At 65.9% G+C, this 14,447-nt stretch carries 13 protein-coding genes; 2 read left to right on the forward strand and 11 right to left on the reverse strand.

What is annotated here, in order from left to right; genetic code table 11:
* The first annotated feature begins 21 nt into the window (after positions 1-21).
* Entirely contained in the window at positions 22-1,269 is a 1,248-nt protein-coding gene (locus AC6LJY_RS22280; protein ID WP_498136786.1) for an NAD(P)/FAD-dependent oxidoreductase, read from the forward strand.
* Between the two features lie 47 nt (positions 1,270-1,316).
* Here the strand turns inward: AC6LJY_RS22280 and AC6LJY_RS22285 are convergent, their stop codons facing one another.
* The 3 genes from AC6LJY_RS22285 to AC6LJY_RS22295 form a co-directional block, all read right to left on the reverse strand.
* Positions 1,317-2,111: an ABC transporter ATP-binding protein gene (locus AC6LJY_RS22285; RefSeq protein ID WP_046805432.1), complete on the reverse strand. Its 795-nt coding sequence runs from the start codon at positions 2,109-2,111 to the stop codon at positions 1,317-1,319.
* A gap of 1 nt (position 2,112) precedes the next feature.
* Positions 2,113-3,003, reverse strand: coding sequence for an ABC transporter permease (locus AC6LJY_RS22290; protein ID WP_046805433.1), 891 nt, complete (start codon positions 3,001-3,003; stop codon positions 2,113-2,115).
* Between the two features lie 295 nt (positions 3,004-3,298).
* Entirely contained in the window at positions 3,299-4,270 is a 972-nt protein-coding gene (locus AC6LJY_RS22295; RefSeq protein WP_046805434.1) for an ABC transporter substrate-binding protein, read from the reverse strand.
* 239 nt (positions 4,271-4,509) lie between these two features.
* On the opposite strand from AC6LJY_RS22295, the gene AC6LJY_RS22300 reads away from it, so the two are divergent.
* On the forward strand, positions 4,510-5,466 hold the full coding sequence (locus tag AC6LJY_RS22300; RefSeq protein WP_104144477.1) for an aldo/keto reductase: 957 nt from the start codon (positions 4,510-4,512) through the stop codon (positions 5,464-5,466).
* A gap of 4 nt (positions 5,467-5,470) precedes the next feature.
* Here the strand turns inward: AC6LJY_RS22300 and AC6LJY_RS22305 are convergent, their stop codons facing one another.
* The 8 genes from AC6LJY_RS22305 to AC6LJY_RS22340 all read right to left on the reverse strand — a co-directional run bounded on the left by AC6LJY_RS22305 (position 5,471) and on the right by AC6LJY_RS22340 (position 14,447).
* On the reverse strand, positions 5,471-6,442 hold the full coding sequence (locus AC6LJY_RS22305; protein WP_104144301.1) for a Bug family tripartite tricarboxylate transporter substrate binding protein: 972 nt from the start codon (positions 6,440-6,442) through the stop codon (positions 5,471-5,473).
* Between the two features lie 171 nt (positions 6,443-6,613).
* Positions 6,614-8,155, reverse strand: a complete 1,542-nt coding sequence (locus AC6LJY_RS22310; RefSeq protein WP_314359758.1) for an AMP-binding protein — start codon at positions 8,153-8,155, stop codon at positions 6,614-6,616.
* A 5-nt stretch (positions 8,156-8,160) separates the two neighbouring features.
* A complete protein-coding gene (locus tag AC6LJY_RS22315; RefSeq protein WP_498136787.1) occupies positions 8,161-8,952 on the reverse strand; it encodes an enoyl-CoA hydratase/isomerase family protein in 792 nt (263 codons plus the stop codon).
* A gap of 47 nt (positions 8,953-8,999) precedes the next feature.
* Positions 9,000-10,319 (reverse strand): malonyl-CoA decarboxylase domain-containing protein, encoded by a 1,320-nt coding sequence (locus AC6LJY_RS22320; protein WP_046805438.1) that lies wholly within the window; start codon positions 10,317-10,319, stop codon positions 9,000-9,002.
* The gene (locus tag AC6LJY_RS22325; RefSeq protein WP_104144298.1) at positions 10,270-11,022 is read right to left on the reverse strand and encodes a GntR family transcriptional regulator; all 753 of its coding nucleotides are present in this window, start codon (positions 11,020-11,022) and stop codon (positions 10,270-10,272) included. Before AC6LJY_RS22325 ends, AC6LJY_RS22320 begins: the two co-directional genes overlap by 50 nt.
* Positions 11,023-11,132: 110 nt before the next feature.
* Positions 11,133-11,903 (reverse strand): class I SAM-dependent methyltransferase, encoded by a 771-nt coding sequence (locus AC6LJY_RS22330; RefSeq protein ID WP_046805440.1) that lies wholly within the window; start codon positions 11,901-11,903, stop codon positions 11,133-11,135.
* A gap of 38 nt (positions 11,904-11,941) precedes the next feature.
* Positions 11,942-12,988 carry an acyl-CoA dehydrogenase family protein gene (locus tag AC6LJY_RS22335; RefSeq protein WP_498136788.1) on the reverse strand — a complete coding sequence of 349 codons (1,047 nt, stop codon included), beginning with the start codon at positions 12,986-12,988 and terminating at the stop codon, positions 11,942-11,944.
* A gap of 55 nt (positions 12,989-13,043) precedes the next feature.
* Positions 13,044-14,447: an acyl-CoA dehydrogenase family protein gene (locus AC6LJY_RS22340; RefSeq protein ID WP_498136789.1), complete on the reverse strand. Its 1,404-nt coding sequence runs from the start codon at positions 14,445-14,447 to the stop codon at positions 13,044-13,046.

Genomic DNA, 14,447 nt, shown 5'->3' on the forward strand with positions numbered 1-14,447 from the left:
TCGGGCTACGAAGAAGAACTCATGGGAAAGCACGTCATCGTCCTGGGCGCCGGCATTGTGGGCGTGTGCTGCGCGCTGGAACTGGTGCGACGCGGCTTGCGCGTGACGCTGGTCGACCGGCAAGCGCCCGGCATGGAAACGTCGATGGGCAACGCCGGCGTGCTGGCGCGCAGTTCGCTGATGCCGTTCAACCACCCCGGCCTGTGGGGCCAGTTGCCCCGCCTGATGAAGAACGACACCGTGCAGTTCCGGTATCGCCCGTCCTATCTGGCGCAGAACCTGGGCTGGGCAGCGCGCTTCCTGCTGAACGCGCGGCCGTCGGTGTTCAAGGAAACCACGCGCGCGCTGGACGAACTGATCCGGCTGTCCGCCCCCGAACACCTGAGGCTGCTGGATGCCGCCGGCGCGCGCCATCGTTTGCGCGACACCGGCTGGGTGTTCCTGTACCGCAGCCCGGCCGCCTGGAACGCCAGCGCGTTGGCGCGCCAGACGTTCGCGCAATACCAGGTGCCCACGCAGACGCTGGACCCGGTCGAACTGGCCGCGTTGGAACCCGCGCTGTCACCCATCTTTCACCGTGCGCTGTGGATCCAGGGCTCGTATTCCGTTGACGACCCGCAGGCCGTGGTCACCGCGTACGCCGACCTGTTCCGGCAAACGGGCGGCACGGTCAAGGCGATGACGGCCACCGGCATCCGGCGCGACGGCCAGGGCTGGACGGTGCAAGGAGCCCAAGGTTCGGAAACCCTGTCGGCCGATCAGGTGGTGGTGGCGTTGGGGCCGTGGTCCAAGGCGTTGCTCAAGACCACCGGCATCGATCTACCCATGGCGTTTGAACGCGGCTATCACATGCACTATCGCGGCCAGGACGGCGCGCGTGTGACGCGACCGGTGTACGACACCGGTGGCGGCTACGTGCTGTCGCCCATGGCGCGCGGGCTGCGCCTGACCACGGGCGTGGAACTGGACGCCTGCGAAGCCGCGCCGCGCATGACGCAATTGGAGCTGGCCGAAGCGCGAGCGCGCGAGGCCTTCCCGCTGGGGGAACGCGTGGACCCCGCCGCCTGGCTGGGCCGGCGCCCCACCCTGCCCGACAGCCGCCCGATGATCGGGCAGGCGCCCAAGCACCCGGGGCTATGGCTGGCGCTGGGGCATCAGCACATTGGCTTCAGCACGGCGCCGGGCACGGCGAAGCTATTGGGCGAACTGATGTTCGACAATCCCGCCCCGTCGCGCCACCATGCGTTCCGGCCGGGGCGCTTCATCTAGGGCGCTTCATCTAGGGCGCTTCGTCCAGAGCAGCTTCGTTCAGGGCTTCACCCCAGCAACAGCGCGTCGTCCGACAGCTTTTCGCCGCGCACGCGCTCGAACATCGCCAGCAGATCCGGCACGTCCATGCCGCGGCGTTCATCGCCCGACACGTCCAGCACCACCTGCCCTTGATGCAGCATCACCGTGCGGTCGCCCACGTCCAGCGCCTGCCGCATGCTGTGCGTGACCATCATCGTGGTCAGCTGGCTTTCGGCAACGATGCGCGCCGTCAGTTGCAGCACGAAGTCGGCGGTACGCGGGTCCAGCGCGGCGGTGTGCTCGTCCAGCAGCAGGATGCGCGACGGCTGCAAGGCCGCCATCAGCAGGCTGACGGCCTGGCGCTGGCCGCCGGACAGCAGGCCGATGCGGTCGGTCAAGCGGTTTTCCAGGCCCAGGCCCAAGGTGGCCAGACGTTCACGAAAGCCGTCCTTCATCGACGCCTTGACCGCGCGGCTATAGCCACGGCGCACGCCGCGCATCTGCGCCAGCGCCATGTTTTCTTCGATGGTCAAGTCTTCGCAGGTGCCCGCCATGGGGTCCTGGAACACGCGGGCCACACGGCCGGCGCGCGCCCACACGGGCTGGCGCGTCACGTCCACGCCGTTGATATCGATGCGGCCCGAATCAATCGGCAGGTCGCCCGACACCGCGTTCAGGAACGTGGACTTGCCGGCGCCGTTCGAACCGATGACGGTCACGAACTGGCCTGACGGAATCTCCAGCGACAGGCCACGCAGCGCGCGCGTCTCGATGGGCGTTCCCGCGTTGAAGGTAATTTTCAGATCTTTTGCGGACAACATATCAGCGCCCCTTCTTGCCGACGATACGGCGCTTGAGCATCGGGATGACCAGGGCAATCGTGACCAGCACCGCGGTGACAAGGTTCAGGTCTTGTGCCTTCAGGCCGATGAAATCGCTATTGAGCGCCAACGCGATGAAAAAGCGGTAGACGATGGCGCCAATGATGACGGCCAGCGTCGCCAGCACCAGCTTGCGCGACGGCAGGATGCTTTCGCCGACGATCACCGCAGCCAGGCCGATCACGATGGTGCCGATGCCCATCGAGATATCCGAGCCGCCCTGCGTCTGCGCGAACAGCGCGCCGGCCAGCGCCACCAGCGCGTTGGACAGCGCCATGCCGCCCATGATCATGCGGCCGGTGTTGACACCCTGCGCGCGCGCCATGCGGCCGTTGGACCCGGTGGCGCGCACGGCCAGCCCGGTCTGCGTGGCAAAGAACCAGTCCAGCGCCAGCTTGGCCAGGATGACGATCACGATAAGGATCAGCGGGCGCGCGACATAGTCGGAGATCCAGCCCGGCTGCAAGATCGTGAACACGGTGGGTTCGGTGATCAGCGGAACGTTCGGCTTGCCCATGATGCGCAGGTTGATCGAGTACAGCGCGATCATCATCAGGATGCTGGCCAGCAAGTCCATGATCTTGAGCTTCACGTTCAGCATGCCCGTGATCAGGCCGGCGACCGCGCCCGCGAACGTGGCGATGATCGTGGCGGAAAACGGATCGGTGCCCGACGCAATCAGCGTGGCACAGACGGCGCCGCCCAGCGGAAAGCTGCCGTCAACGGTCAGGTCGGGGAAGCGCAGCAGGCGAAAGGAGATAAACACGCCCAAGGCCACCAGGCTGAAGATCAGCCCGATCTCCAACGCGCCTAACAACGAGAACAATGACATGGGTTAAATCCAATCAGGGTAAGGAAGGTGCATATTAAAGAGTTGAAACGTCGGATTTCTTGCGTTCAGGCATCAGTTTTACCCGAGCTTTCGCAACAAACGTTTCCCGGTTCGTCATTTTCTCGCGTTTCGTTCCAAAGCATCCGCGCGCTTGCCGGGCAGACCGGAAAGCGGCGACGTTCAAAGCCAGGAAAGGGAGCAAAACGGCAGGACCCGGTCGCGGTGCGACCCGAAAAAAGCTTAACAAAAACCCCGCGCACGCCGGGCGGCGTGGCGGGGTTTGGCGGGTGCCGCTTTACTTCACGACCACCGCGGCCGACTTGATCACGGCGTCCGACAGGGTCACGCCCTGCTTGGCGGCGGCGCCCGGGTTCACGTAGAGCTCAAGCTTCGAGATGACTTCCGACGGAATGGCGCCGGGCTTTTCGCCCTTGAGGATGCGCACGACCACCTTGCCCGTCTGCACGCCCAGGTCGTGGTAGTTGATCCCCAGCGCCGCGATACCGCCGCGCTTGACGCTGTCGGTATCCGAGGCGATCAGCGGGATCTTCGCGTCGTTACCCACCTTGACCAGCGATTCATACGCCGACACGACGTTGTTGTCGGTGTTGGTGTAGATGACGTCGACCTTGCCGATCAGGCTGCGCGCGGCCGAGGCCACGTCAACCGAACGCGGGGCGGCGGCTTCAACCAGGCTCATGCCCGACTTGGGCAGGATTTCCTGCAACTTCTTCACCACCACGACCGAGTTGGCCTCGCCCGGGTTGTAGACGATGCCCACGCGCTTGGCGTTGGGGACGATTTTCTTGATGAGTTCAACCTGCTTTTCCAGCGCCAGCATGTCCGACACGCCGGTCACGTTGGTGCCCGTGGCGTCCATGCTCTTGACCAGCTGCGCTGCCACCGGGTCGGTCACGGCCGAATACACCACCGGCACGTCCTTCGTGGCTGCCACGACGGCCTGGGCCGAGGGCGTGGCGATCGCGACGATGGCGTCGGGACGGTCACCCACGAACTTGCGGGCGATCTGCGCGGCGGTGCCGTTATTGCCCTGCGCGCTTTGGTACTGCCACTTCAGGTTCTTGCCGGATTCGTAGCCGGCTTGCTTCAGGGCGTCTTGCACCCCATCACGCACGGCGTCCAGCGCCGGGTGCTCGACGATGGCGGTAATCGCCACCGACTTTTGCTGCGCCGACACTGGTGAGGCGATAGCCATCGCCAGCGCCATGGCGCCAACCGTCAGAAAATGTTTTTTTCCGATCAGCATACGTAAGCTCCTTGAACCCTTGGTTTTTGTTCGTTATTACAACTACGCCGGCGGCTTCCCGTCGGTCGGTCAGCCGTAAAGCCATATAGTCTAACTTGCCGTCAGACAAAAGAATTTGCGGGGAATCCCTGAAATGGTGCATGCCGGCAAGCATGCTCCACGCCGGGGCGCGCCGCGCCAATATACTAAATATCGCCAAGGCCGACGGCGGATCGTCGGCCACATCCCAAGGCCTCATCATGATCAAACGCGCTCTGGGCCGTTCCGGCCTGCAAGTTCCCCCCCTGACTTTCGGCGGCAACGTCTTCGGCTGGACGGTCGACGAAGCCGGCGCCTATTCCCTGCTTGACGCCATGGTCGACGCGGGCCTGAATTTCATCGACACGGCCGACGTGTATTCGCGCTGGGTGCCCGGCAACCAGGGCGGCGAATCCGAAACGCTGATTGGCAAATGGCTCAAGCGATCCGGCAAGCGCGACCGCGTGATGATTGCCACCAAGGTCGGCATGGAAATGGGCCCCGACGCGCGCGGCCTGGCGCCCGCCTACATCCGGCGTTCACTGGATGCCTCGCTGGCGCGGCTGCAAACGGATTATGTGGACCTGTACCAGTCGCACAAAGACGACCCCGATACGCCGCTGACCGACACGCTGGCCGAATACGCCAAGCACATCGAGTCCGGTAAGGTGCGCGCCATCGGCGCGTCAAACTACACGGCCGTGCGCCTGTCCGAAGCGCTGATCGCGGCCGAACGCCACGACCTGCCGCGCTACGAAAGCATCCAGCCCGAATACAACCTGTACAACCGCGCCGCGTTCGAGACCGGGCTGCAAGGCCTGGTGAAAACGCAGCAGATGGGCACCATCAATTACTACGCGCTGGCCAGCGGTTTTCTTAGCGGCAAATATCGCAGCGCGGCCGACGCCGGCAAAAGCGCGCGCGGCCAGAAGATTGTGGAGACCTATCTGAACGAACGCGGCCTGCGCATCCTGAAGGCGCTGGACGAGGTCTCGGAAGACGCCGGCTGCACGCCCGCGCAAGCCGCGCTGGCCTGGCAGATTGCGCAGCCGGGCATCACCTCGCCCATCGTCAGCGCCACGTCGTTGACGCAGCTTGACGAACTGGTCAAGGCCGCCAGCCTGACGCTGACGCATGACCAGTTGGCCAAGCTGAGCCAGGCCAGCGAATGGCGCTAAGGCATTAATCCAGCTTCACGCCGGAATCTTTCACCACCTTGGCCCAGCGGTCGACTTCGCTATCGACGAACTTGCCGAAGTCGGCGCCCGTCAGCGTGGGCACCGCCGAGCCGTTGCCGGCCCAGGTTTCCTTGAGCTTCGGGGTGTTCAGCGCCTTCGTGATTTCCACCGCCATCTTGTCGACCGCCTCTTTCGGCGTGCCGGTCGGCGCCCAGATGGCGTACCAGGTCGACACGACGTAATTCGGCACGCCGGCTTCGGCGGCGGTCGGCACGTTGGGCAGCGAGGCCGACCGTTCGTTGGCCGCCACGGCCAGGGGCTTGATGGCGCCCGCGCGTATATGTCCGGACGACGAACCCAGCCCATCGAACGCCAGGTCTACCTGACCACCGATCAACGCGGACAGCATCGGGCCGGCGCCCTGGTACGGCACGTCCACCAGCTTGATGCCGGTCTGCATGGCGAACAACTCACCGGCCAGGTGGTGCGTGCTGCCCTTGCCGGCGGTACCGTAGTTGATTTCGCCCGGATGCTTCTTGGCGTAGTCGACGAATTCCTGCAAGGTCTTGACCGGCAACTTGCCGGCGTTGATCACCACCACCTGCGGCGGCTGCGCCACCAGCGCGACCGGCACGAAGTCCTTCTGGATGTTGTAGTTCAGGCTTTTGTACAGCGACGGGGCCAACGCGTGGTGCGCGCCGCCCATGAAGAAGGTGTAGCCGTCGGGCCGGGCCTTGGCGGCGACGCCCGCGCCGACCGTGCCGCCCGCGCCGCCCTTGTTGTCGATCACCACCGTCTGGCCCAATTGCATGGTCAGTTGTTGGGCCAGCGGGCGGGCGAAGGTGTCCGTGCCGCCGCCTGCGGGGAACGGAACGATCAGCGTGATGGGGCGCTCTGGCCATTGCGCGGCGGCCGTGCCGCCGAAACCCAGGGCTGCCACGGCGACTAGGGCCACGGCGGACTTGCGAACTTTCATAATGTCTCCTCTTGCTGCATCACGGGGACGGCGCGGTTGTGTGCGTCTCGTCTCTTGAAATTCTTATTGAATGAATGCTGCCAGGACTGCAATGCGTAGTCGGATCGAGTCGGAAGGCCTCCTGTGTAGAAAAAAAATGCCGGCCCATGCAGGCCGGCATCTGGCATGGCGTCAAAGCGCCTTATAGGTTTCGCGCAGCACGTTCTTTTGGACCTTGCCCATCGTGTTGCGCGGCAATTGGTCAACGATGTGCACGCGCTTGGGCACCTTGAAGTTGGCGATGCGTGACTTCAGTTCCCGTTGCATCGCGCCCGCGTCCAGCGACGCGCCGTCCTTGGGCACGACCACCGCGACGACGGCTTCGCCGAAGTCCGCGTGCGGCACGCCGATGACGGCCGATTCCGCCACGCCGGGCATGTCGTCGATCAGCGTTTCGATTTCCTTGGGATAGACGTTAAAGCCGCCCGAGATGATCAGGTCCTTGCTGCGCCCGACGATGGACAGGGTGTCGGCGGGCACTTCGCGCCCGGCGGATTCGCCGCCCCAGCGGCCGACGTCGCCCGTCTTGAACCAGCCGTCTTCGGTGAATTCCTCGCGCGTTTTTTCCGGCATGCGCCAGTAGCCCGAGAACACGTTCGGGCCACGCACCTGCACGTTGCCGATCTCGCCCGGCGCCAGCGGCACGCCCGCATCGTCCACGACGCGCACCTGCACGCCCGGCAACGCGCGCCCGACCGTGCCGGCCAGGCGCTCGCCCTGGGCGGGGTCATAGGGGTTGGACGTCAGCATGACGGTTTCGCTCATGCCGTAGCGTTCCAGGATGGCGTGCCCGCTGCGCGCCTTGAAGTCCGAGAACGTTTCGGCCAACAACGGCGCCGACCCCGAGATGAACAGGCGCATGTTGGCGCACACGTCGCGGTTAAAGCGCGGGTCGGCCAGCAGACGCACGTAGTACGTGGGCACGCCCATCATCACCGTGCATTGCGGCAGGTAATGCAGCGCCTGGTCGGCATCCAGCTTGGGCAGCCAGATCATCTTGGCGCCGGCCAGCAAGGCGCCGTGCGAGGCCACGAACAAGCCATGCACGTGGAAGATGGGCAACATGTGCAGCAGCACGTCGTCTTCGCGCCAGCCCCAGTATTCGTGCAACACCTGCGCGTTGGCGGCCAGGTTGCCGTGCGACAGCATCGCGCCCTTGCTGCGGCCGGTGGTGCCGGACGTATACAGAATGGCGGCCAGGTCGTCGGGCTTGCGCTGCACGGTCGTGAAGGTTTGCGGCAGGCCGGCGGCGGCGTCCAGCAGCGTGCCCGTGCGGTCTTCGTCCAGCGTGTAGACGTGCGCGCAGCCGGCCTTGTCGGCGGCGCGCTGCACCCAGTCCAGGTTCTTGCTGGCGCAGACCACCACGGCGGGCTCGGCGTTGCCCAGGAAGTATTCGATCTCGGCTTCGCGGTAGGCCGTGTTCAGCGGCAGGTACACCAGCCCGGCGCGCAAGGTGGCCAGGTACAACAGCAGCGCTTCCGGCGATTTTTCCACTTGTACGGCCACGCGCGAACCGTCGGGCAGGTCCAGCGACGTCAGCAGGTTGGCCAGGCACGCGGTGGCGCGGTCGATGTCATCCCAGGTGTATTGCAGGTCGGGCGTTTCCAGCGCGACTTTGCTGCGGTCTTTGGGAAAGCCGCCTTGCAGGACAGCATAGAGGTTGGCGTTGCTCACCTTGGTCAGTCTCCGGAAAAGGAAGGATCTACGCCGGCCAGGAAAGCGCGCACGCCTTCCTTGTGGTCCCGGCTTTCGGCATAGGAGAAATAGTCTTGATATTCGTCTTCGGTCAAGGCGCCCCCTTGGGCAAGCCGTGCCGACAGGCGTTTATTGATGCGGGCGGCCAATGGCGCGCCCTGGGCGATGCGATCGGCGCTGCGGCGGGCGGCATCGGCCACCTGATCGTCGGGCACGATGCGCGTCAGCAGCCCCAGGCCGTGAGCCTCGTCGGCGCCGAAGACCCGGCCTTCCAGCAAAATTGCCAGCGTGGCCGCGCGCCCGACCAGGGCCAGCAGGCCACGCATTTCATCGGGCGCCATGGGAAAGCCCAGGCGGTTAATGGGCACGCCGAAACGCGCCGACGCACCAGCGATGCGCAAGTCGCACTGGCTGGCAATTTCCAGCCCGCCGCCCACGCACACGCCTTCGATCTGGGCGATGACGGGGTGCGGGCAGTCGGCCACGGCCCGCAAGGCGGGCGCCAGGATGTGGCGATGGTAATACTGCACGCCGGCGGCGTCGGCACGCTGCACGGGAAATTCGCGGATGTCGGCGCCCGCGGCAAAGTTGCCGCCTTCGCCCCGCACGATCACGCAGCGCACGGTGTTGTCGGCGGCCAGGCGCGTGAACACGTCGCCAAGCTCGCCCCACATGCCCACCGTTATCGCGTTCAACCGCCCTGGGTGCGATAGCGTCACCCAGGCCAACGGCCCCTCGCGTTCCAGCCGCACGCGGCCGGTCACGTCTTGCGTCATGTCCCCTTGCCCCTTTTTTTATTGATATGGACCGCTTTGTAAAGCGATCAGGCCACGCGTCCGACTCCCCGGCTTACCTGCGGCTTACCTTCGCCCAAGCGGGCAAGGTTGGTGTCCAGCTCATCCAGGTCATACAGGTAGTTGACCATCAGCGCGCAAGACTGCTTCATGCCCTTGACCGAGGTGTCGGCCGCCCAGTTCAAGCGTTCGATGCGCGCGCCGTTGCCCAGGTGAAAACGCGCCACGGGGTCCAGCGGCAGCCCGTTCTTCATGGATTGCAAATACGTGGCGGCCAGCCGGAAGCCGGCGCGTTTGATCACGTCGGACGCCTTGCCCTGCGCGGCGGCCTTGGCCAGCCGCGACACCCAGCGCTGGCCGTCCGGCACCCCTTCGCGCTTGCGGTCCTTGGCGCGCGACTTGTCTTCGCGCACGATGGCTTCCACGGCGTCGGCGTCCAGCTTGCCCAGCCAATCCGAAAACCCGGGAATGGGCGACAGCGTGGCAAAGTTCTTCAGCTTGGGTAGCTCTTCCAGCAGCTGCTCGACCACGCGCTTGAGCAGGAAGTTGCCGAAGCTGATGCCCTTCAGGCCGGGCTGCGTATTGGAAATGGAATAGAAGATCGCCCAGCGCGCCTTGTCCAGATCCTGCGGCGGCAAGGTGCTGTCCAGCAGCACCTGCACGTTGTCGGCCATGCTGCTGGCAAACGCCACTTCCACGAAAATCAGCGGCACGCCCGGCATCTGCGGATGGAAATAGGCGTAGCAGCGGCGGTCGGGCGACACGCGGCGGCGCAGGTCGTCCCACGAGGTGATCTCGTGCACGGCTTCGTACAGGATCAGCTTTTCCAGCAGCGACGCGGGCGAATCCCAGGTCAGCGGGCGCAACTCCAGCAAGCCCACGTCAAACCAGGCGGACAGCAACCCTTCCAGTTCCTTGTCCAGACCCTGGATACCCGATACCTGCTTGCGCCAACGCAGCATGTCGGCGCGCAGATCCACCAGGAAGCGCAAGCCGTGCGGCAGCGCGTTAAAGCGCTTGAACAGGCGCGTGCCTTCGCCGCCGTCGCCCGCGTACGTGGCGCGCACCTGAGCCAACGCCGCCAGCATCAGCCGGCGGTCCTTGCTGTCGGCCGTGCTGTATTGCTCGCACCAGCGGCGCGCCAGCTTGTTGGCCGCCACATCGGTCAGGCGCGCCTCGAACAGGCGGCGCACCTCGGATTCGCTGGGCAGGCGCCCGCGTTCCCACAGCTTGCCCAGGCGCGTCATCAGGCTGGCGCCCTCGGCAGCCGCCGCGGGGTCGATCAGCTCGGGCTCGGGCTCAGGCGTGCGTGCGCCCCGCGCGGGCGCGAGATTGGCGGGTACGGACATGGGCGGGCTCCTCGATAACGATGGGATCGGATAACGCCGGATCGGCGGCGTCTTCATTGGCCAAAATGCGCAGCGCTTCCAGCTGCCGCATCAGATGGGTGTGCGCCAGGGCCTGGGCGGCCTCGCTGTCATGCGCTTTCAGGGCGTCGAAAATGGCCAGGTGTTCGGCGCAGGACTGCTGGATGCGCCCGGGGCGCGCCAGACTGCGGTGCCGCGACAGGCTCAGGACCTTGCGCAGGTTGCCCACCATGTCCGACAGCCACTGGTTGCCGGCCAGCGCCTGGACGGCTTCGTGGATCAGGTAATTGGTTTGGTAGTAGGCGTCGATGCGGCCGGCGCGGGCATGGCCGGCCAGCTCGGCGTGCAGCGGCTCAAGCGCCGCCAGTTCGTCGTCGGTGGCCTTGCGGGCGGCTTCAAAGGCGCAGCGCCCTTCCAGCATGGCCATCAGCGGGAAGATGTCTTCCAGGTCTTGCGTGGACAGTTCATTGACAAAGCAGCCGCGGCGCGGCTCCAGCCGCACCAGCCCTTCGGTGGCCAGCACCTTCAGCGCCTCGCGCAAGGGGGTGCGGGATATGCCCATTTCGCCGGCCAGCCGAAGTTCGTCGATCCATTCGCCGTTGGACAGGGCGCGCGCATGGATCATGCCGCGCAGGCGATCCGCGACTTCCAGGTAAAGGGCTTGACGGACGATGGGTTGGCTCATGGGGGCCGGCGCGGGCAGCGCCGTAATTCATAATTATGAACAAGCCCATGTTAAATCCCGACGCGGAAAAAGGTAAACCCCTGGAAAACCCCTTCCGCCCGTCGGCTGCTTCAGAAGTGCAGAACCCCGTCCACGGCGTGGCGCGTCAGCGATCGGGCCCAACGGCGGGCCGGCAGGCCGTATTTGGATTCCACGACTTCGGCCCGCGCCAGCAGATCGGCGGGCGTCACCGCCAGGCGCGGGCCGGAGAAGGCCAGCACGATCTGGTTGCCGGCGTCCACCTCGGGCAGCAACACCACGCGGTCGTCGAAGGCCTTGGACAGGTTGTCGATGTTCTTGCCGAAGCTTTCGTGGCGGCCGAACAGGTTGACGGCCACCACGCCGACCTCGCCCAGCACGCGGCGGCAGTCGCGGTAGAACTTCACGCTGTCGCGCACGGGGCCTTCGGCCGAGGCGTCGTACAGGTCGACCATCAACACCGGGCAACGCCCGGCATTGGCGGGGTCGGCCACCCACTGGCCGGCGTCCGCGTGTTCGACCAGCAGCCGGTTCGAGCCCGGCAGGCGGAAGAACATATGGCAGGCGGCGGTTACGCGCGGGTTCCATTCCACGGCCAGCAGCGGGCTACGCGTGTGCTTGACGCAAAAGCGCGCCAGCGACCCCGCGCCCAGGCCCAACATGCCGATGGACTCTTCCTTGGGCGGTTCCAGGAACAGCAGCCAGGCCATCATCTGCGCGGTGTATTCCAGCACCAGTTCAGCCGGACGCTTGACGTGCATCGCACCCTGGACCCACGGGGTGTTGAAGTGCAGATAACGCACGCCATCCAGCTCGGACAGGGTCGGCTGGTCCAGTTCAGAGGGGAAGTTCGATTTATTCATGGCGGCGATTGTAGGTCGGACGCCGCGCCAACGGTGGCTCAAGGCAGATCAGCGTTTTCCTCGGCGGCGCCTTCCCAGATGCGCTCCAGCCACTGGGTGCAAGATGCGTCCGCATGCAGGCTTGCCGCCAAGCGCAACACCCGCTTCAGATACAAGTGCGCGTCGCATTCCCAGGTGATTCCCATGGCGCCATGCACCTGGATGGCGTTCTGGGCCGCGCGCCGGCCCGCTTCCACCGCCAGCAGCGGCACGTAGAGGCTGTCGCGTTCGGCCGAGGGCGCGTCGGCATCGTGCGTGGCGGCGGCGGCCCGACCGGCCAGACGCGCATCGTCCAGCGCCATCCAATCGTCCGCCAAGCGGTGCTTGATGGCCTGGTTGGCGCCGATGGCGCGGTCAAACTGGCGCCGTTCGCGGGCATACGCCGCCGCCATGTCCAGCGCGGCACTTGCCGCGCCCAGCAGCTCGGCTGACCGCAGCAATCTCAGCCGCGTCTTCAGGCGCCGCCACTGGCCGGCGTCCAACCGCACGTCCACGGCTTCCGCTATGTCAGGACTCGCCACGCTTGCGACGGGCATCGTCGGGTCCAGCCCTGCCCTGCCCGCCACGGGCGCGTGGCGTTCCAGCCGCAACACGCCCGGCGCGGGGCAATGCACCGCCAAGCCGGACACGCCCTGGCCTGCGCCTTCCACAAACGCAGACCCGTCCGGGCGCAGCGTCACATCCGCGAAATATCGCTGGCCCTGCATCATCTGGCGCGCCCAGGTTGCCGCGGGCTCGGGCAAGCCCGCCTTGCACAGGGTTGGCAGCAGCACCAGGTTTGCCACCAGCGGCAGGCTAAGCAGATGACGCCCTGCCGCTTCGGCCACCACCCAGGCGTCGGCCAGCCCCAGGCCCAGGCCGTCTTGTTCAGCGGGCGCCAGCAGTGCGGGCCAGCCTTGTTCGCACAGGTCTTGCCACAGCGCCAGCCGATCGGCGGCCGGCTGCGTCGCGGCGGCGCGCGCCACGCGGGGCGGATGGCGATCCGCCAGAAAGCGCGCGGCCGATTCTTGCAGCATGCGCTGGTCTTCGTTCAAGGAAAAAGTCATGGTGTCGGCGTTGGTTCGAATCAGGCTTTGGGCTTTGGGCTTTGGGCTTCGGGCTTCAGGCTTTAGGCAATCCCAGCATCTGCTCGGCGATGATGTTGCGCTGGATCTCGGAGGTGCCGGCCAGGATGGTTTCGGCGCGTGACCACAAGTAGGCGTGCGTCAGCGTTGCCGCGTCCGCGTCGATATCGGCGTTGAAATCGGCTTCGATACAAGCGTTGCAATCGGGCCTGATGCCAGCTTCCCTATCGGCCTCAACACCGGCAGCACCACGCACATTGATACCCGCATCGATATCCGCATCGATACCCGCATCCATACCCGCATCGATACCCGCCTTGCAGACCGCGCCGGCCCTGCCGGCTCCCTTGCCGTCGCCCGCGCCATGCCCCGCCCCTTCCAGGCACGCGCCTTCTCCCAGCATCTGCAAGGACAGCTCCAGCAAGCGCTGGTGCGCCTCGCTCCAGTGAATCTTGGTGGACGACCCTTCCGGCCCCGGCGGATCACCACGCATGGCGCCTTCCAGCGCGCGCCGCGACTTCAACGCCAGCACGTGGCTGTCGGCCGCCAGCCGCGCCCAACGGTGGCGCACGTCGGCCGACGAAGCCGGCGTGTGCCCGTACGCGTCGGGCCGCAGCGCCAGCCGCCGCACCGCTTGCAGCTCTTGCGCAAACCGCACCAGACGCGGAATGAAGTAAGTGCCGCGTTCGAAACTGGCGGCGGCCATCGCCACCTTCCAACCCTGGTTCTCGGCGCCCAGCAGCAGGTCTTGCGGCACGAATACATCTTCGAAAAACACTTCGCAGAATTCCGCGTCGCCCGTGATCTGGCGGATCGGTTCGACCCGTACGCCCGCGCTGCGCATGTCCACCAACAGAAAGCTCAGGCCCTTGTGCTTGGGCACGTTGGCATCGGTGCGCGCCAGCACGAAGCACCACTGGGCGCGGTCGGCGAACGACGTCCAGATCTTGTGCCCATTGAGTCGATACCCGCCCGCCACCGGCTCGGCGCGCGTGCGGACCGAGGCCAGGTCCGACCCGGCGCCGGGTTCCGAATAGCCCTGGCACCAGACGTCGCGGTTGGACAATATGCCCGGCAAAAAACGGCGCTTTTGTGCGTCCGTGCCAAAGTGCAGCAACGTAGGCGCCAGGATGCCGTGGCCGATCAGGTTCACGCCCAACGGCGCGCCGCAACGCGCGTGCTCCTCATGGAATACGGCCTGGCGCGATAGCGGCAAGCCGTGCCCGCCATATTCGCTGGGCCAACCCAGGCCGGACCAGCCGTGGCCACACAAGGTGTCTTCCCACGCCCGGCGAAAGTCCAGGTCACGGGGGCACGCGCCGCCGGGCCAGCCGCGCACGAAACCGGCATAGGTCTCGGCCAGCCATGCGCGCAATTGCGGGCGAAAGGCGGCGTCGTCCAGAGCCAGGATGCGAGCGGCCGCGTTGTCCTGTCGATCCAT

Source organism: Achromobacter sp. RT286_PF, assembly GCF_059760425.1.

Excerpts from the sequence above, each read along its gene's own strand:
- AC6LJY_RS22340 (WP_498136789.1), bottom strand. The coding sequence starts at position 14,447 with ATGGATCGACAGGACAACGCGGCCGCTCGCATCCTGGCTCTGGACGAC.
- AC6LJY_RS22300 (WP_104144477.1), top strand. The coding sequence starts at position 4,510 with ATGATCAAACGCGCTCTGGGCCGTTCCGGCCTGCAAGTTCCCCCCCTG.
- AC6LJY_RS22330 (WP_046805440.1), bottom strand. The coding sequence starts at position 11,903 with ATGAATAAATCGAACTTCCCCTCTGAACTGGACCAGCCGACCCTGTCC.
- AC6LJY_RS22290 (WP_046805433.1), bottom strand. The coding sequence starts at position 3,003 with ATGTCATTGTTCTCGTTGTTAGGCGCGTTGGAGATCGGGCTGATCTTC.
- AC6LJY_RS22285 (WP_046805432.1), bottom strand. The coding sequence starts at position 2,111 with ATGTTGTCCGCAAAAGATCTGAAAATTACCTTCAACGCGGGAACGCCC.
- AC6LJY_RS22280 (WP_498136786.1), top strand. The coding sequence starts at position 22 with ATGGGAAAGCACGTCATCGTCCTGGGCGCCGGCATTGTGGGCGTGTGC.
- AC6LJY_RS22320 (WP_046805438.1), bottom strand. The coding sequence starts at position 10,319 with ATGTCCGTACCCGCCAATCTCGCGCCCGCGCGGGGCGCACGCACGCCT.
- AC6LJY_RS22305 (WP_104144301.1), bottom strand. The coding sequence starts at position 6,442 with ATGAAAGTTCGCAAGTCCGCCGTGGCCCTAGTCGCCGTGGCAGCCCTG.
- AC6LJY_RS22295 (WP_046805434.1), bottom strand. The coding sequence starts at position 4,270 with ATGCTGATCGGAAAAAAACATTTTCTGACGGTTGGCGCCATGGCGCTG.
- AC6LJY_RS22335 (WP_498136788.1), bottom strand. The coding sequence starts at position 12,988 with ATGACTTTTTCCTTGAACGAAGACCAGCGCATGCTGCAAGAATCGGCC.
- AC6LJY_RS22325 (WP_104144298.1), bottom strand. The coding sequence starts at position 11,022 with ATGAGCCAACCCATCGTCCGTCAAGCCCTTTACCTGGAAGTCGCGGAT.
- AC6LJY_RS22315 (WP_498136787.1), bottom strand. The coding sequence starts at position 8,952 with ATGACGCAAGACGTGACCGGCCGCGTGCGGCTGGAACGCGAGGGGCCG.